This is a genomic window from Pseudomonas sp. GW823-FHT01D03 (genome assembly GCF_058798255.1).
Window position 1 is genome coordinate 3,578,522 of record NZ_JBXAKK010000001.1, and the last position, 17,787, is coordinate 3,596,308.

General features: G+C 59.5%; 16 protein-coding genes. 12 read left to right on the plus strand and 4 right to left on the minus strand.

What is annotated here, in order from left to right:
• Window positions 1–123: 123 nt before the first annotated feature.
• The 3 genes from AC1RBR_RS15410 (at window position 124) to yecR (ending at window position 1,690) form a co-directional block, all read left to right on the plus strand.
• The gene (locus AC1RBR_RS15410) at window positions 124–849 is read left to right on the plus strand and encodes a hypothetical protein (protein ID WP_492565338.1); all 726 of its coding nucleotides are present in this window, start codon (window positions 124–126) and stop codon (window positions 847–849) included.
• Window positions 850–1,033: 184 nt separating this feature from the next.
• Complete coding sequence (locus AC1RBR_RS15415; protein WP_027613061.1) at window positions 1,034–1,348, plus strand: hypothetical protein; 315 nt, start codon at window positions 1,034–1,036, stop codon at window positions 1,346–1,348.
• Window positions 1,349–1,381: 33 nt separating this feature from the next.
• The gene (gene yecR / locus AC1RBR_RS15420; RefSeq protein ID WP_047598372.1) at window positions 1,382–1,690 is read left to right on the plus strand and encodes a YecR family lipoprotein; all 309 of its coding nucleotides are present in this window, start codon (window positions 1,382–1,384) and stop codon (window positions 1,688–1,690) included.
• A 1-nt stretch (window position 1,691) separates the two neighbouring features.
• On the opposite strand, the gene AC1RBR_RS15425 is transcribed toward yecR, so the two are convergent.
• Entirely contained in the window at window positions 1,692–3,317 is a 1,626-nt protein-coding gene (locus AC1RBR_RS15425; RefSeq protein WP_492565340.1) for an ATP-binding response regulator, read from the minus strand.
• Window positions 3,318–3,430: 113 nt separating this feature from the next.
• On the opposite strand from AC1RBR_RS15425, the gene AC1RBR_RS15430 reads away from it, so the two are divergent.
• The 3 genes from AC1RBR_RS15430 to AC1RBR_RS15440 all read left to right on the plus strand — a co-directional run bounded on the left by AC1RBR_RS15430 (window position 3,431) and on the right by AC1RBR_RS15440 (window position 6,664).
• Complete coding sequence (locus AC1RBR_RS15430) at window positions 3,431–4,036, plus strand: LuxR C-terminal-related transcriptional regulator (protein WP_204896323.1); 606 nt, start codon at window positions 3,431–3,433, stop codon at window positions 4,034–4,036.
• Window positions 4,037–4,121: 85 nt separating this feature from the next.
• Window positions 4,122–6,365: a hypothetical protein gene (locus tag AC1RBR_RS15435; protein ID WP_492565342.1), complete on the plus strand. Its 2,244-nt coding sequence runs from the start codon at window positions 4,122–4,124 to the stop codon at window positions 6,363–6,365.
• A gap of 104 nt (window positions 6,366–6,469) precedes the next feature.
• Window positions 6,470–6,664 carry a PLD nuclease N-terminal domain-containing protein gene (locus tag AC1RBR_RS15440; RefSeq protein ID WP_027613057.1) on the plus strand — a complete coding sequence of 65 codons (195 nt, stop codon included), beginning with the start codon at window positions 6,470–6,472 and terminating at the stop codon, window positions 6,662–6,664.
• A 96-nt stretch (window positions 6,665–6,760) separates the two neighbouring features.
• On the opposite strand, the gene AC1RBR_RS15445 is transcribed toward AC1RBR_RS15440, so the two are convergent.
• The gene (locus AC1RBR_RS15445; protein ID WP_204896321.1) at window positions 6,761–7,759 is read right to left on the minus strand and encodes a bile acid:sodium symporter family protein; all 999 of its coding nucleotides are present in this window, start codon (window positions 7,757–7,759) and stop codon (window positions 6,761–6,763) included.
• An 85-nt stretch (window positions 7,760–7,844) separates the two neighbouring features.
• On the opposite strand from AC1RBR_RS15445, the gene AC1RBR_RS15450 reads away from it, so the two are divergent.
• From AC1RBR_RS15450 to AC1RBR_RS15465, 4 genes are all read left to right on the plus strand, one after another.
• A complete protein-coding gene (locus tag AC1RBR_RS15450; protein ID WP_492565344.1) occupies window positions 7,845–8,633 on the plus strand; it encodes an AraC family transcriptional regulator in 789 nt (262 codons plus the stop codon).
• 139 nt (window positions 8,634–8,772) lie between these two features.
• Entirely contained in the window at window positions 8,773–10,485 is a 1,713-nt protein-coding gene (locus tag AC1RBR_RS15455; protein WP_492565345.1) for an amidase, read from the plus strand.
• Between the two features lie 225 nt (window positions 10,486–10,710).
• On the plus strand, window positions 10,711–11,199 hold the full coding sequence (locus tag AC1RBR_RS15460) for a hypothetical protein (protein ID WP_492565347.1): 489 nt from the start codon (window positions 10,711–10,713) through the stop codon (window positions 11,197–11,199).
• A gap of 273 nt (window positions 11,200–11,472) precedes the next feature.
• Window positions 11,473–12,450 carry a TerC family protein gene (locus tag AC1RBR_RS15465; RefSeq protein WP_456019882.1) on the plus strand — a complete coding sequence of 326 codons (978 nt, stop codon included), beginning with the start codon at window positions 11,473–11,475 and terminating at the stop codon, window positions 12,448–12,450.
• A 507-nt stretch (window positions 12,451–12,957) separates the two neighbouring features.
• On the opposite strand, the gene AC1RBR_RS15470 is transcribed toward AC1RBR_RS15465, so the two are convergent.
• Together AC1RBR_RS15470 and AC1RBR_RS15475 are read right to left on the minus strand one after the other, a co-directional pair.
• Window positions 12,958–14,058, minus strand: coding sequence for a polyamine ABC transporter substrate-binding protein (locus tag AC1RBR_RS15470; protein WP_492565348.1), 1,101 nt, complete (start codon window positions 14,056–14,058; stop codon window positions 12,958–12,960).
• 295 nt (window positions 14,059–14,353) lie between these two features.
• Window positions 14,354–15,775, minus strand: coding sequence for a purine-cytosine permease family protein (locus tag AC1RBR_RS15475; protein WP_492565350.1), 1,422 nt, complete (start codon window positions 15,773–15,775; stop codon window positions 14,354–14,356).
• Window positions 15,776–16,098: 323 nt separating this feature from the next.
• Here AC1RBR_RS15475 and AC1RBR_RS15480 point away from each other — a divergent pair, with 323 nt between their 5' ends.
• Window positions 16,099–16,584 carry a flavin reductase family protein gene (locus tag AC1RBR_RS15480; protein WP_492565352.1) on the plus strand — a complete coding sequence of 162 codons (486 nt, stop codon included), beginning with the start codon at window positions 16,099–16,101 and terminating at the stop codon, window positions 16,582–16,584.
• 158 nt (window positions 16,585–16,742) lie between these two features.
• On the plus strand, window positions 16,743–17,786 hold the full coding sequence (locus AC1RBR_RS15485) for an LLM class flavin-dependent oxidoreductase (protein WP_492565353.1): 1,044 nt from the start codon (window positions 16,743–16,745) through the stop codon (window positions 17,784–17,786).
• Window position 17,787 lies beyond the last annotated feature (1 nt).

Here is a 17,787-nt window from a genome sequence, read left to right on the forward strand (position 1 = left end):
CTTTCGCAGTTTCATGCAATACGTCGACACCCGTGCGCGTTACCGTGCGCCCGTGCCAATCGCCAATCTGGTCAACCCCGGGCCAACGGAATGCTGTGTGGCTGATGGGTCGTGGAGAAAATCATGAAACACACGCTTTTATCAGGCGCCATCCTTGCGGTCGCGGCGACCGTGATGTTGCCAACGGTTTGGGCTGCGCAGCCGCAGGCTGTGGCCTCTGATGGTTCGGATCATGTCGGAGCCGGTGCAGTCGCCTCGGACGGCTCCGATCACGTTGGCGCTGGCGCAGTAGCCTCCGATGGCTCTGATCATGTCGGGGCCGGCGCTGTGGCTTCCGATGGCTCTGATCATGTCGGCGCCGGCGCAGTAGCCTCCGATGGCTTTGATCACGTCGGCGCCGGCGCAGTCGCCTCCGATGGCTCCGATCATGTCGGCTCTGATGCAGTCGCCTCGGACGGTTCGGATCACGTCGGCGCTGGCGCAGTAGCCTCCGATGGCTCCGATCATGTCGGCTCTGGTGCAGTCGCCTCGGACGGTTCGGATCATGTCGGCTCTGGCGCAGTCGCCTCAGACGGTTCCGATCATGTCGGCTCTGGTGCAGTCGCCTCAGACGGTTCCGATCATGTCGGAGCCGGTGCAGTAGCCTCCGATGGCTCTGATCATGTCGGGGCCGGCGCAGTGGCTTCCGATGGCTCCGATCACGTCGGCGCCAATAGCGTCGCTTCCGACGGCACCGACAAGGTCGGCGCCAACCGGTATGCCTACTCACGCGTCGGCGTCGGCTCTGATCGCGTCGCTTCGGCGCTGATGACCGGCAGCTATTCCGACCAGTTCAACTCCCCTCAGTAATCGGCGGGGGCGGCCCGTTCGGGTCGCCTCTCCCTCCGCCGCACTAGCACATTTGTGCTAATCGACCGCCCTGCCACGCGGCGCTATATTCCCTCGCAACCCCCGATGCTCCCCAACATTGCCGCTGTGCAGTGCGCGGGATCGTCGTGCCTGGAAATCAGAACAACACCAAGGAAGAAACACCATGAAACTGCATTCCAATTTGTGCAAAGTGGCGATCGTCAGCGCTCTGCTGCTTGGCGCCAGCGGTTGCCAGACCGCCAAACCCACCGAAGCCAGCATGAAAGAGCGCGCGCAGACGGTCATCGGCAAACCGGTGTCGAAAATCGACAACATCCGCAGCGACAGCACCCTCACCTACTACACCGCGTATACCCCGGCCGGCGAGTACAACTGCGAGTTGCCCAGCGGCGCGATTATCGCCGTGGCGAGCATGGGCATCATGACCCCGCCGCTGTCCTGCCTGCCCAAAGGCGCCTCGCCGATTCCGTTCCAGTAATCCCTCTTCCCCGGTAAAGGACTACGTTCCATCATGAAAACCCTGCTCGCAACTCTCACCCTCACCGCCCTCGCCCTGACGGGCTGCGCCACGCCCAAACAGTGGGAAGCCACCGGTGGCAGCAAGAACGACGGCGTGGTTCAGGTCTCCTATGAACTAGGCCAGTTTGAAAGCGGCCAGACCAGCGCCGCACAAGGCCTGACCGTCGCCTCAGAGCGCTGCAAAACCTGGGGCTACAAGAATGCCGAGGTGACCGGCTCGGAGAAAAACATCTGCCGCACCATGGGCCAGTACAACTGCCTGCAAACCACCATCACTCAAGACTACCTCTGCAAGCGCTGAGTCAAACCTGCTCGGCCGGCTCGGTTTGCCGGTCGCGCAGGGCCCGCAAGGTCGCGCGCAGCTCGGCCGGGCGTACCGGTTTGGACAGGATGGCAATTTGGCGGTCGTGCAAGGCCGCCTGTATTTTCTCGATGTCATGCCCGGTGATGATCATCGCCGGCACCGCAAAACCCCGCTGGCGCCGCACCTCGTCAATGCACTCGATGCCCGTGGCATGCGTACCCAGATCGTAATCGGCGACGATGATGTCGCAATCGGTGACCAGCCCCTGCCCGCTCAACTCGCCCTGCACCACGCAGCCCCAGCGCTCGAGCAGCGCCGACGTTGCCAGCAACACGTTGCGATCATCCTCCACCAGACACACCTTCAGCCCGGTCAGCAGGCCGGCCTGCCGCACATCGTCACGCATGGCCGGCATCTGCGGGGCCACGGCGACCGGCAAGCCATACAGGGTGACCGCCGTGCCACGTCCGAGCTGCGAGCGCAACGCCACATCGACGCCGATCAGTTGCCCCAGACGCTTGACGATCGACAGCCCGAGGCCGACGCCTTCCACGTCCTTGTCGCGCACCTGACGCACTCGATAAAACTCCTCGAAGACCTTCGGCAGATGCTCCTCGGCAATGCCGTTGCCACGGTCATAAATCACGATGGCCAGCCCGCTGCCGCGTTTGCGCACGCCGATCAGCACCGGGCGTTGCGCGCCGTACTTGAAGCAATTGGAAAGCACGTTCTGCACCATGGTCGCGAGCAACGCCGGATCGCTCTGTACCCAGTGCTGGCACGCGCGCAGACGCAACTCCACGCCGGCCCAGCGCGCCGCCTCGGCGTTCTGGCGGATCAGGTCGGCCAGCCACTCGCCGAGATTGAACACCTGCAACCTGGGCAGGATGCGCCCGTTGTCGAGGGTGTAGAGGTCAAGAATCGAACGGAACAACTGCGAGACGTTGAGCAGCGAACGGTCGATGTTGTCGACCAGTTGTCGCTCCTGCTCGCCCAGCCGCGACTCACGCAGGCACGCGGTGAACAGCCCGATGGAGTGAATCGGCTGGCGCAGATCATGGCTGGCCTGAGCGAGAAACCGCGACTTTTCCAGATTGGCCGCAACCGCCTCTTCGGAGGCCTTGCGCGTGCGCTCCAGCAGCAAGTGTGCGTAGAACGGGATCACCGTGCTGGTGAGCATCAACATCAGCACCATGTACGGTTGCGCCTGCCACACCGGCGTCAACCGATAGACCGCCAGCAACGCCAGCAGCGCCAACCCCGTGGCAATCGCCAGATAGCGCGAGCCATAGCGCATGCCGTTGCCCAGGTTGACCCAGATGATCACCGCGTACAGCGGCAACGCCGCTTCACCGCCGAGTACCAGGCCGAAACAGGTACCGGTGTAATCGTGAACCATGGCAAAAATCCGCCGCGCCGGGTAATGCCCCGGCCAGCTTGCAATGGCCTGGCGCAAGACAATCGACGCCAGCAGAAACAGCGAGATGTAGATCACCACCGGCAGATAGGTATCGAAGCGCTGCCCTGGCAATACGCCCAGCACGCAGATGTAAACCATGGCAATGCCGGCGATGATGATCCGCAGATTGGCCTGATCCAGCTCGGTGTTTTTCTCGAACTTCATGGGCAACGTCCTTGTGCGACAGTCGTCAGATTCAGCAACGGTCGGCAGGCAATCTGCGTTTGCGGTGCTAAGGTGCATGCCGTAAACCACGCTGATCCAGGGAGGGTCACGTCATGACATGCCGCATCATCATAGCCGACGATCACCCGTTGTTTCGCGAGGCCATGTTGCGCACCGTGCAGCGCCTGCTGCCCGAGGCGACTATCGAGGAGGCCGGCGACCTCGACGCCGTGCTGGCCTTGCTGCCCGACGGCAGCGAGCCGGACACGCTGATTCTCGACCTGCGCTTCCCCGGTCTGACCTGCATCAGCCAACTCGCCGAACTGCGCCGAAAACTGCCGCGCACCACGCTGATTGTGGTGTCGATGGTCGACGACGAGACGTTGATCGGTGAGGTGATGGCAGCCGGCGTCGACGGTTTCATCGGCAAGAACATCGCCCCGGATGAGATCGGCGAGGCGATTCTGGCGATCCGCGAAGGCGAAGTGCTGGTCAGGTTCGCCCCTTCCGGGCTGCTGCCGCTGGAGACCGGCACCGCCCTCACCCCGCGTCAGCAGGATGTGCTGCGGCTGATCGCCCAAGGCAAGACCAACAAGGAGATCGCCCGGGAACTGGATATCTCGCCGTTCACCGTGCGCATCCATGTGTCGTCATTGCTGCGCACGCTCAACGTGCCGTCACGGGCAGCCGCTGCGGTGAAATATTCGGGGGGTGGGTAGCCCTCACGCACATGCACGCCTCCCCCCAAAAAAACACGGCCCTGCCGTAAATCCGACCTTTTCACGCTGAGCCCTTCATTCGATCATGTCTCGCCTATCCGATTACACCGACGAAGCAATCCTCGAGATCATCCATGCCGCCGGCTACAAACGGCTCAGCGGCACACACAAAAATGGCCAATCCGTTCATGAGGTTCTTCACTCGTGCGGGATGGTGAACTTGAAGAACTCCAAAACGTTAGTCAGCGATAAACGCGGCTGCGTTTTCATTCCCTGCCATGAGCGCGGCAAGTTGAGCCTCTTGTATCTGAAGTCCATCGCCCGGGAACAGGGACTCGATGACGTGACGCACGCCCTTGAAGGGAGCGTGCCACTGAGTCATTTGAAAATCTCTGCCGGTGACACATTGTATTGGCGCAAGGGCAATCTGACGATGACCCAGAGCTGGAGCGTCGTTCGTTCGCGTGCATTGTCTTCAAAGAAAGGGACGTTCTTCCAACCGGACGAGACCCGAAGAAAGATGCCGTCCCCGGTGCTCACGCGTTCAACGCTTGAGGAGATCTGCGCGCCCAAAGGCCTTGTTCCTCCGCACCAGACTCCTGCTCGGCGAATGCAAAAGGTCGATTACGTTCATAGCGTCTGCGGCAAAGAAGTAACGCTCAGGTTCAGCGAACTCGACAGTTGGGATGCCACCCGCTGCCCACACTGCAATCCGTTCAAACGCGCCGCGCTTCTGGCCTTCAACGCATTCCTTGCGGATGTGGAAATGACTTTCGACGGCACTCTGCAACTGCTCGAAGGGAAATCCCAGGTCAATCGTAGCCAGACCCTGTCGATCACTTGCACCGTTTGTCATCAAGGCAATGCGCGCAAAAGTTACGACCTGATCCGGTACCGCGGTTTCACCTTTTGCGACAATCCGCACTGTCGCAACACGTATTTGCCTGAAGACCGGATTGGCGAAAACGACCAGTACTACATTGATCTGTTGCGCGACAGAGGCATCAGGAACTTCGCCGATGGACAAAAGCTGTTTCCCAGGGCGATGCGCTATCTGCGCTATCCCTCGAACACCTCCGGCAATGACGCAGACAAACTGACACGCAAGTACGAGATCGTGCAGCAAGCGTTGGACCTGCCCTCGAATGCCCGTCCCACCGAGTACACCGAGCAGCAATTGCGCGGTTTTTTCCAGACCGAAATCGATCACGGTGCGACGACCATCGGCCACATCCGGGCGAAGTTGCCCAACAGCGTCAACAACTTCATCACTCGCCGCAGAAATGCCGGAGACTTTATCCACCATCGCGTCCTCGCCGACATGGACATTCGCTTCAAGCGCAGCTACGAAATTGCCACGCTGCAAGACGCGCTTGAATGCGTACGCGATACCAAGTGCCTGAGTTGGGGGGAGTTCGTTTCGCGCTATCCAGGTGCGAGTGAAAGCATTATCGCGCAAGGCTTCAAAGAGGGAGTCATGGCCTCTTATGGCTGGATCCCGCTGGTCAACTATTCGCGCCTGACAGATCAGGCAATTCTGGACAAGGCCAACGAACTTTGTCAGGACGAAAAGCTCGACAGCCTGAGTCAACTGGAGCGCAGTTACAGCAGTCTGATCCTTAATATTCGCGAGCGCGGCCTGATGGGCGACCTCTGCGCAAAAATGGGCTTTCAGCTGCCTGCCGTATGGCAAGGCAAAAGCCTCGACGATATTGCGCAGCATATTCGCAACTCAGGGTTTACATCGTCTTCGGACTGGCACGCGTCTTCATCCGGGTCCTACAAGTACGCCGCGAGCCAGAACTGGGTCAGGGAAATCTCGAAGCTGTTCAACTGGGGTCAATTCAAAGGGCTGAACGGCTTTCGCTATGACTCTCTGCCAGAAACGATCGTGGCCAACATGCTGTACTTGGCGGACTACGACTTTGTCGATCATCCGCCAATCACCCGGTTCCCCGGCTATGGCGGAGGTCGGGCGATGGCCGATTTCCTCATCGATGCGGCGCCGCTCTGGATCGAGGTTTGGGCCTATCGCACCGAAGATGTGGTGAGGTATGCAAAATTCGAAGATTACCCGGCAAAACGCAAATACAAGGAACAGGGCTATCAGGCCCATGCAATGCCGCTATGCAGTCTGGAAGGTGGCTTGTTTTACCGGCCTCACACCCTCGACGGTATCGCTTACCGCCGCGGGATGAGCAGTTTTGTCCGGCATGCCTGCCAGCGCCTGACACAGCACGGGTTTCCCATTACCTATACCCAGGATCTGCTGACCGAACTCAGGCAATCGGTGCAGGGCCAGAGTGACTCACCGGTCATCGGGATGTGATATCAAACAGGTGTTCTGTCTGCCGGGGGCCGCACAAGGGGTGAAAGAAAATGAACCCTGTGGCCATCAGCTCACCTAACTGAAAGACCATCAGGAGGTAGCCCATGCAAATTGAACCCGTCTGGATCGTACTCGCCGTCGTTCTTGTGATCGTTGAATTGTGGGCGATCAACCGCGTGCGCAAGAGCGCAGGCAAAGGCAGCAACAAAGGCGTGTGGATTATCGCCATCGTGTTTGTGCCGTTGTTTGGCCTGATTGCCTGGGCACTGGCCGGGCCGAAACACGTGACTCAGGATTGACACATCCTCTGTAGGAGCTGCCGCAGGCTGCGATTTTTTGATCTTGAAAGTCAAAAGATCGCAGCCTGCGGCAGCTCCTGCAAAGAATGCAGTGTTTTATGGATCAACCTGCGCCATCAACTCCGGCACCGATTCCGGCCGCTTCGCGTAACGCTGCGCCAACACCGCGCAGACCATCAATTGAATCTGATGGAACAGCATCAGCGGCAGAATCAATACGCCGATGGTGCTGCCGGCAAACAGTACCTGCGCCATGGGCACGCCGGTGGCCAGGCTTTTCTTCGAACCGCAGAACAAAATGGTGATGCGGTCTTCCTGGCTGAAACCGAACGCCTTGCCAAGCAAGGTCGACGCCAACAGCACCAGCGCCAGCAGAATGCAGCAGACCACCACCAGCCCCAGCAGATCGACCAGCGGAATCTGGTGCCAGATACCTTCGTTGACCGCCTCGCTGAATGCGCCGTACACCACCAGCAGAATCGAACCCTGATCGACAAACTTCAGCCAGTTCTTGTTGCGTCCCACCCACGCGCCGATCCAGCGCCGAGCGATCTGCCCGGCGATAAACGGCAGCAGCAGTTGCACGCTGATTTTCAGGATCGCATCGAGGGTCGAACCGCCGTCACCGTGCACATCCAACAACAGCGTCACCAGCAACGGCGTAAGGAAGATCCCGAACAGGCTCGACGCCGCCGCACTGCAGATCGCTGCCGGGATATTGCCTCGGGCCAGCGAAGTGAAGGCAATCGCCGACTGCACGGTGGCCGGCAACGCGCAGAGATACAGCATGCCCATGTACAGCTTGTCGCCGATCAGCGGTGAGAGCAGCGGTTTCAGCGCCAGGCCGAGGAGCGGGAACAGCACAAACGTCAGGCCGAACACCAACAGATGCAAGCGCCAGTGGCCGGCCCCGGCGATGATCGATTCACGCGACAGCTTGGCGCCGTGGAGGAAGAACAGCAGCGCGATGGCGATATTGGTCAGCCAGCCGAACCCCACCGCGACCTGCCCGCTGGCCGGCAGAAAACTGGCCAGCAGCACGACGCCGATCAGGGTCAGGGTGAAGTTGTCGGGCAGGAATCTTGGGCGAGTCATGGGTCTGTTCATCCGGGGGTTGCCAGTACGTGACTGCGACTCTAACGTGAGCAGAAATTACCGACTAACGCCGAAGAGCCAACAGATGCCGCCTAAAGGACATGAGAAAAGCTTCCGGCGCAGCATTCCCGGGCTGCCCAGCCTGCCACGTCCGCTGTACGGGCGCACCGAATCGCTGCCCAATCGCGCACTGACCCGGCGTCACAGTCACCCGTGGGTGCAATTGTCGTACGCGATTCAGGGCGTGCTTGAAGTGCAGACCAGCGCCGGGCGTTTCGTCGCGCCACCGGAGCGTGCGGTGTGGATTCCGGCGGGCGTGCCGCATCGAGTGTTCAGCTCGCCGCACACCGAAATGCGCAGTTTGTATATCGATTGCAGCGTGGCCGGCTGGGCGCTTGAGCGCTGTCATGTGTTGGGCGTCAGCGACCTGCTGCGCGAGCTGATTCGCGCGTTCAGTCTGGTCCCGGTGGAATACGACGAGACCGGCGCGCATGGCCGCCTGGCCCAGGTGATCCTCGATCAACTGGCCGAAGCGCCGCAGATCGACCTGATGCTGCCGCTGCCGCAGGACAGCCGTCTGCGGCAGATCTATCAAAGCCTGGAGCAACATCCGGAACAGCAGACCACACTGCAGCACTGGAGCGAAAAATTCGGCGTCACCGAAAAAACCCTCAGCCGCCTGTTTTTACGCGACACCGGTCTGACCTTCCGCGCCTGGCGCCAGCGCTTGCGTTTGCTAGGTGCGCTGACTCCGCTGGAACGCGGCGAACGCGTCACCGACGTGGCTCTGGCCTGCGGTTATGACTCGACCTCGGCCTTCATCGCGGCCTTTCGGCAGCAGTTTGGCGAGACACCGGGGGAATTTTTTCGCTGAGTTTTGTCGATATTTATCGAATTAGCACATGCCATTCGGCAAAGTTCAGGGTAGAGTTTCGTCCATACGCAATTTTCTACACGTTTCGACCATAACCATAATGACCCACCCCTTTAGCGAACCTGTCGGCGGTAACAGCATGATCGAAGTCACTGAAGTCTCCATTGCTCAATTACGCGCGGCGCTCGAAGCCGGCCAGACCACCGCGGTTGAACTGGTGCAGGCCTATCTGGCCCGGATCGACGCCTACGACGGCCCGAACACCGCCACCGCACTGAATGCCGTAGTGGTGCGCAATCCCGAAGCACTGGCCGAAGCCCGGGCGTCCGACGCGCGCCGGGCCAAGGGCGAAACCCTCGGCCCGCTGGATGGTATTCCTTACACCGCCAAGGACAGCTATCTGGTCAAGGGTCTGACCGCTGCTTCCGGCAGCCCGGCCTTCGCCGATCTGGTGGCGCATCGCGACGCCTTCACAATCGAACGCCTGCGCGGCGCCGGGGCGATCTGCCTGGGCAAGACCAACATGCCGCCGATGGCCAATGGTGGCATGCAGCGTGGCGTCTATGGTCGCGCCGAAAGCCCTTACAACGCGGCCTACCTGACTGCACCGTTTGCTTCCGGCTCGTCCAACGGTGCCGGCACCGCCACCGCCGCGAGCTTCTCGGCGTTCGGTCTGGCGGAAGAAACCTGGTCAAGCGGCCGCGGCCCGGCGTCGAACAACGGTTTGTGCGCCTATACGCCGTCGCGCGGGGTGATCTCGGTGCGCGGCAACTGGCCGCTGACGCCGACCATGGACGTGGTGGTGCCGTACGCCCGAACCATGGCCGACCTGCTTGAAGTGCTCGACGTGGTGGTCGCCGAAGACCCCGACACCCGTGGCGATTTGTGGCGCCTGCAGCCGTGGGTACCGATCCCGAGCGTCGATTCGGTGCGCCCGGCCTCCTACGCCGAGCTGGCGGTAAAGTCCGATGCACTGGCCGGTAAACGCCTCGGTGTACCGAAGATGTACATCAACGCCGACCCTGAAGCTGGCACCAGCGAAGCCCCGGGCATCGGCGGCCCGACCGGGCAGCGCATCAACACCCGCCCTTCGGTGATCGACCTGTGGAAACAGGCCCGCGCCGCCCTGGAAGCGGCCGGTGCCGAAGTCATCGAAGTGGATTTCCCGCTGGTCTCCAACTGCGAAGGCGACCGCCCCGGCGCACCGACCGTGTTCAATCGCGGCATCGTCTCCAAGGAATTTCTGCAGCACGAACTGTGGGATCTGTCGGCATGGGCCTTCGATGATTTCCTGCGCGCCAACGGCGATCCGAAGCTCAATCGCCTGGCCGATGTCGACGGGCCGAAAATCTTCCCGCACGACCCGGGTACCCTGCCCAACCGTGAAGGCGATCTGGCCGCCGGCATGGACGAATACGTGCGCATGGCCGAGCGCGGGATCACTCCGTGGGACCAGATCCCGACCCTGCCCGATGGCCTGCGCGGTCTGGAAAAGACCCGCAAGCTTGATCTGGAAGACTGGATGGATGCGCTGAAACTCGACGCGGTGCTGTTCCCGACCAACGCCGACGTCGGCCCGGCAGATGCCGATATCAATCCGGAATCGGCGGACATCGCCTGGAGCAATGGCATCTGGGTCGCCAACGGCAATCTGGCGATCCGTCACCTTGGCGTACCGACCGTCACCGTACCGATGGGGATCATGGCCGACATCGGCATGCCGGTTGGTCTGACTTTCGCCGGTCGTGCTTACGATGACTCGAATCTGCTGCGTCTGGCCTCGGCGTTTGAGGCGACCGGTTCGAAGCGTCAGGTGCCGCCGCGTACTCCGCCGTTGGCTGCCCGCAAGTAACAAGGTGGGTTGGATTGAGGCTCGAAAGGGTCTCAATCCGCTTTCGGCTGCCTTGCCCTGTCACTCATCTCTGCATCAATACAACCCTGCCAACACACTCTCCCATAACTGGCAACTGACAGTTCTGACAGTAGCGGTCGAACAGGACGGCGAGTAACGTTCTCGCTCGATAGACTTTCCATTTGGAAAATCCCTGAAACCGTTCAGCACTGAAGGAACGCAACCATGAGCAATGCCATTCTGCTTAAACAACTTGGCGTCGATGAAAACTTGAAACCATTACCCATCGAAGTAAAACAACAACCCGTTGGTAAATACTACAAGGCCGAATTCACCCCTGATTTTCCGCCCATTCCAGGTTTCGAACCGAATCTGTTTGTTTATGCTTCCTTGGTTCCCGGCACAGTCAGTGTCATCGGCCGATATCACACAGCGGACGATTTCTACCAGATTACTATCATCATTGATCAGGAGCTCAAAAGCGGCAAATACCTGATTAAGAAAGATGACAAAAGCCTTGTGCGTGCCAACGTCATTGCCGCTGGAGGGATCATTTCGAGTGACGAGGGCGAAATCAAACTTGAGCGAGACAAAATAAAGGAATCAATATACGCAGACTTTGATTTCCAAATAGAGTCCGGTGGCAAGCCGCACAAAGTAAAAGGCAGATTAGAACTGCTGGCGTCGGGTCCTCTTGACAAACCTGCACAATAAAAAAGTCAGTCGCAATGACATATTAATGCCAAACGGGCAGGTGTCCGTCCGCAGTGTTTGGCAACTCTGCCTTCCCAATTAACTCGCACTGAAATTTCTCTCGTATTCACGCATCAATGCCGTTTGCCATCGCAAAGACGCCTGCCGCAAAAATGCCAGACACTTCGTTTTTATCGAACTTTGCCTCAGGAATATACGATTTTTCCTTGGCCTTCACTCCTCGCTAGCATGTCCCGGTCTGCCTCCAACGACATAAAAGACAGGGAGATTGCCATGCCCACTGACAATATCAATATCGGCGAACCGTGGATGTGGGGCGCGTTTATCGTCTTCGTCCTCGCCATGCTTGCACTGGATCTGTTCGTCTTCGGCGGACGCAAGGCACACCGCGTTTCAGTGCGGGAAGCATCCTGTTGGGTGATCGCCTGGTGCGCACTGGCCTTGGCCTTTGCCGGGTTGCTCTGGTGGTACTTGAACGGCGAGTTCGGCGCCGAAATTGCCCAACGCAAGACGCTGGAATTCCTCACCGGTTATTTGATCGAGCAGTCACTGTCGATCGACAACATGTTCGTCTTCGTGATGATCTTCAGCTACTTCGCCGTGCCACCGGAATTGCAGCGCCGGGTGCTGCTGTACGGCGTACTCGGGGCGATCGTGATGCGCGCGGCGATGATCTTCGCCGGGGTGTGGCTGGTGTCGCAGTTCGAGTGGCTGTTGTATGCCTTCGGGGTGTTCCTGATCATCACCGGGATCAAGATGCTGATGTTCGCCGAGCAACAACCGGACCTCGAAAAAAACCCGCTGCTGCGCTGGGTGCGCGGGCACATGCGGATCACGCAGGGCTTTCATGGCGAGCGCTTTTTCGTGCTGCAGAACGGCGTGCGCTGGGCCACGCCGATGTTCCTCGTGCTGGTGCTGATCGAGGCCAGCGACCTGATGTTTGCGGTCGACAGCATCCCGGCGATCTTCGCCGTCACCACCGATCCGTTCATTGTCTTCACCTCGAACATCTTCGCGATCATGGGCCTGCGCGCGCTGTATTTCCTGCTGGCGGACATGGCCGACCGCTTTCATTTGCTCAAGTATGGACTGGCGATTGTGTTGGTGTTCATCGGCGGCAAGATGACGCTGATGCCATGGTTTCACATGCCGGTGGAATGGTCGCTGGCGGTGGTGGGCGGGGTGATTCTGGGGTCGGTGGTGTTGAGTCTGATCGTCACTCGCAAGGAAGACCTCCAACGCACCGAATGACACAACATCTGCAGGCGTGAGCCTGCTCGCGCTGGCGGCGTGACATTAATGAAAATGTCGGCTGATCGGACGCCTTCGCGAGCAGGCCCACTCCCACAGTGGATTGGCGGTGAATGAAAGATCTGCGACTAGCCAAGATCCAGGGTGGGAGTGGGCTTGCTCACGAAGACGGCGGCACATCCAGCATCAATGTTGGCTGACACGACGCATCGCGAGCAGGCTCACTCCTACAGTGGATTGACGGTGAATGAAAGATCTGCGACTAGCCGAGAACCAGGGGTGGGCTTGCTCACGAAGGGGCCGGCACATCCAGCATCAATGTTGGCTGACACGACGCATCGCGAGCAGGCTCACTCCCGCAGTGGATTGGCGGTGGATGAAGGATCTGCGATTAGCCAAGATCCAGGGTGGGAGTGGGCTTGCTCACGAAGACGCCGGTACATCCAGCATCAATGTTGGCTGACACGACGCATCGCGAGCAGGCTCACTCCTACAGGGACCGCGTTGTTACTTGTCGGACTTGATGCTGGTCCACACTCGCGTGCGTACGCGTTCGAGTTTTTGCGGTAGTGGCTGGACGACATAGAGGGTTTTCAGGGCCTCAGGCGTTGGCGTCAGGTTCGGGTTGCCGGTGATTTCCTTGTTCACCAGCGGCATCGAGTCCTTGTTCACGTTCGGGTAGCCGAGGAAATCACTGATCGGCGCAATGACTTTCGGATCGAGCAAGGTGTTGAGGAACTCATGCGCCTCTTCGACATTCTTCGCGCTTTTCGGAATGGCGAAAGTATCAAACCAGATCGGCGCGCCTTCCTTCGGCAAACGCCAATCGACCACCACACCGTTACCCGCCTCTTTCGCACGGTTGCCGAACTGATAGAAGCTGCCCGAGTAACCGATGGCAACGCAGATGTCGCCGTTGGCGATGTCGGTCATGTACTTGGCCGAGTTGAAATAAGTCACGTACGGACGAATCTTCAGCATCAGGTCCTTGGCCTTTTCATAGTCGGCCGGGTTCTGGCTGTTCGGGTCGAGGCCGAGATAATGCAGGGCCAGCGGCAGAATTTCCGACGGCGAGTCGAGCATCGCCACGCCGCAGGATTTGAGCTTCTCCATGTTCTCCGGCTTGAACACCAGATCCCAACTATCGACCGGCGCGTTGTCGCCGAGCGCTGCTTTGACCTTGGCCGGGTTGAAGCCGATCAGCACCGTGCCGTACATGTAGGGCACGCCGTACTGGTTGCCCGGATCGTTGGCGTCGAGCAGTTTGAGCAGTGCCGGATCCTGATGGCTCCAGTTCGGCAGTTTCGACTTGTCGAGTTTCTGGAACACCCCGGCCTTGATCTGGGTGTCGATGAACTGGTTCGACGGCACCACCAAGTCGTAGCCGGAGTTGCCGGTGAGCAACTTGGCCTCCAGCGATTCGTTGGTGTCGAAGGTGTCCCAGGTCACTTTGATGCCGGTTTTCGCGGCGAAATCCTTGGGCACCGACGGCAAAACGTAATCCGCCCAGTTGTAGACCCGCAGCTCGCGCTGCTCGGCGTGTACCGCGCTGGCCAGCAGCGTCAGCCCACACACGGTGGCACCCAGAATGCGTTTCATCGTGACCATGGTTGTTTCCCCGATTGCGACGTGAGATCGATGGTTTTTATGTTCTGTACACGGCAGCGGCTGCAAAGATAGCCAAGGGCAAGGAAGGTTCAGCGTTTCGTTATGGCTTTGATTCTTGCCGACCGCGGGGCCGCGGCACAGTGGTTGACGGGCCAAAAGGGGATCGAAATGGCCAATTTGAATGTCCGCTGGAATGCGGAGTCCGGGAGGAGATCACTTGTAGTGAGGGGATTTATCCCCGATGGGTCGCGAAGCGGCCCCCTTTATATCTCAAAGGGCGCCGCACTCGCTGACTTCACGACTGCTTCGCAGCCGATCGGGGATAAATCCCCTCGCCACGTTGCTTCTGCGTCTGCCCGCGTGTGGCGAGGCAGTAATACAACGGCACCGTCACCACCAGGCCGAACAGCCACGACAGATCCGCACCGTCCACCAGATTGGCGTACGGCCCGACGTACAGCGAAGTATTGGCGAACGGCAGTTGCACAATGATCCCGATGAAATAGGCAATGATCGCGTGCGGATTGAAGCGCCCGTAAATACCGCCGTCCGCGCGAAAAATCGAGCTGATGTCATAGCTGCCACGCTTGATCAGGTAGAAGTCGATCAGGTTGATCGACGCCCACGGCACCAGTACCAGCAGCAACGCCAGAATCAGCCCGATGAACTGCGAAATGAAATCCGCCGAGGCCCCCAGCGCTACCACGCAGCAACCCGCCAGCACCACACTCGACAACACCACACGCACCTTGATGCTCGGCGTCCACTGACTGGCAAAGGTCTGGATCGAGGTGATGATCGACAGCACTGCGCCGTACAGATTCAACGCGTTGTGACTGATGATGTTGAGCAGAAACAGCACCATCAGAATCGGCCCGAGCCATCCGGTGGACTGCTTGACCGCGGCCATCGCCTCGGTGCCTTCCGGGGTCGCCAGCACTGCCACGGCGCCGAAGCTGAACGACAGAATCGTGCCCAGCGTCGCGCCCAGATAAGTGGCCCAGAACGGTTTGGCGATACCGATATCCGCCGGCAGGTAACGCGAATAGTCGGATACGTACGGCGAGAAGCTGATCTGCCAGATAATCCCCAGCGATACCGTCGCCAGCCAGCCCGACAGGTTGAAGCTGCCGCGCGTCAGGAAGTCTGCCGGCAAGTCGTGGGCGAAGATGTAGATGAAACCGGCGAGCAGCGCGCTGCCCATCACCCAGGTACCGATGCGGTTGAGCGTGTGGATGAAGTTGTAGCCGATCACGCCAATCGCCGTGGCCGCCAGTGCGCCAATCAGAATGCTCAGCGGCGCCGGTACCGACGGTGCAACGCCGACAATCGATTTACCGGCAAGCACGATGTTGGAAATGAAGAAACCGATATAGATGAGCGCCGCAAAGAACACGATCAGCAGTGCGCCGTAACGCCCGAACTGGCCACGGCTCTGGACCATTTGCGGAATGCCCATGCGCGGCCCCTGCGCCGAGGCCAATGCGATCACCACGCCACCGATCAGGTGCCCCAGCGCAATCGCCAGCAGCCCCCAAAGCAAATCGAGATGGAACACCTGAACCACCATGGCGCCGGTGACGATGGGCAGTGGCGCGATGTTGGTGCTGAACCATAAGGTGAAAAGGTCGCGGGCCTTCCCGTGGCGTTCCGCGAGTGGGACGTAGTCGACCGTGTGATTCTCGATCAACGGATCTTGCCGGGACATCTGGGACATATGCATGAACTCGAGTTTGTCTGTTCTTATCTTTGTATGAAGCCAAACCGGGGGGACTCTGGGTCGCCCCTCAGATGCAGACCATATTATGGTATTCCAAACATTTCACAAGACTGATCCGTAGTTTACGGCGCCATCTGATACGCCATCCTCACTGATACCGCGACCTGCAGGCCAGCCGAAAGCCCAATAAACGCAGAGTTTCCGACGAAAGCACCACGTTTATCGGTTCAGCCTAAAAGCCCTTGCAAAGAAAAAATACTGGTATACCATCAGACCAACAAATACATAAAAATCGCGTCACAACACCCGAGGACCGTCCAATGATCGATGCTGCCATCTACAAACAAGTCATGGGCTCGTTTCCGTCCGGCGTCACTGTCATCACCACGCTGGACGATGAGGGCCAGATCGTCGGCCTCACCGCCAGCGCCTTCAGTTCACTGTCGATGGACCCGGCCCTGGTGCTGTTCTGCCCCAACTACAGCTCCGATTCTTATCCCGTGCTGATCAAGAACAAACGCTTCGCGATCCACGTCCTGTCCGGCGGCCAGCAAAGCGAAGCCTATGCCTTCGCCCGCAAAGGCAAAGACAAGGCGCAAGGCATCGAGTGGACGTTGAGCGAGCTGGGCAACCCGATCCTGGCCAACGCGACGGCTATCATCGAGTGTGAGTTGTGGCGCGAATACGAAGGCGGTGACCACGCGATCATGGTCGGCGCGGTGAAGAATCTGATCGTCCCGGAGCAGCACACCGGGCCGCTGGTGTATTGCCACGGCAAGATGGGCGCCCTGCCCGTTCTGGCCTGAGCAAAATTTCAGCCCCACACGAATTCACTGTGGGAGGGGGCTTGCTCCCGAAGGCGATGTGTAAGCCACCAGAGATGTCGATTGACCCACCGCTTTCGGGAGCAAGCCCCTCCCACACAGTTTTGTAGCCTCAACAACAAAAGATCCGAGGAAGCGTCATGAAATTTTCCCTGTTCATCCACATGGAACGCTGGGACGAAAGCGTCAGCCACCGTCAACTGTTCGAAGACCTGACCGAACTGACCCTGATGGCCGAGGCCGGCGGTTTCAGCACCGTGTGGATCGGCGAACACCACGCGATGGAATACACCATCTCGCCAAGCCCGATGCCGCTGCTGGCCTACCTCGCCGCCAAAACCACCACCATTCACCTCGGCGCCGGCACCATCATCGCGCCGTTCTGGCACCCACTGCGGGTCGCTGGTGAATGCGCGCTGCTCGACGTCATCAGCAACGGACGCATGGAAGTCGGCCTGGCGCGCGGCGCCTATCAGGTTGAATTCGATCGCATGGCCGGCGGCATGCCCGCCTCCAGCGGCGGCCAAGCCCTGCGCGAAATGGTCCCGGTAGTCCGCGCCCTGTGGCAAGGCGACTACGCCCACGACGGCGACATCTGGAAATTCCCGACCTCGACCAGCGTACCGAAGCCGATTCAGAAGCCCAACCCACCGATGTGGATCGCCGCCCGCGACCCGGATTCGCACAACTTCGCCGTGGCCAACGGCTGCAACGTGATGGTCACGCCGTTGATGAAGGGCGACGAAGAAGTCCTCGATCTGAAGAACAAGTTCCAGACTGCGCTGGATAACAACCCGGATGTGCCGCGCCCGCAACTGATGGTGCTGCGCCACACCCACGTGCACTCGGCCGACGAACCGGACGGTTGGAAAGTCGGCGCCAAAGCCATCTCACGGTTCTATCGCACCTTCGATGCGTGGTTTGGCAACAAGGAGGTGCCAGTCAACGGCTTCCTCGCTCCGAGCCCGGAAGAGAAGTTCGCCGGGCGTCCGGAGTTTGAATTGGAGAGCCTGCACAAGACGGCGATGATTGGTACCCCGGAGGAGATTATTCCGCGAATCAAGTATTACCAGGAGCTGGGGGTGGATGAGTTCAGTTTCTGGTGTGACAACAGCTTGCCGCATGCAGAGAAGAAGAGGTCGTTGGAGTTGTTTATCAGGGATGTGGTGCCGGCGTTTCGCTGAG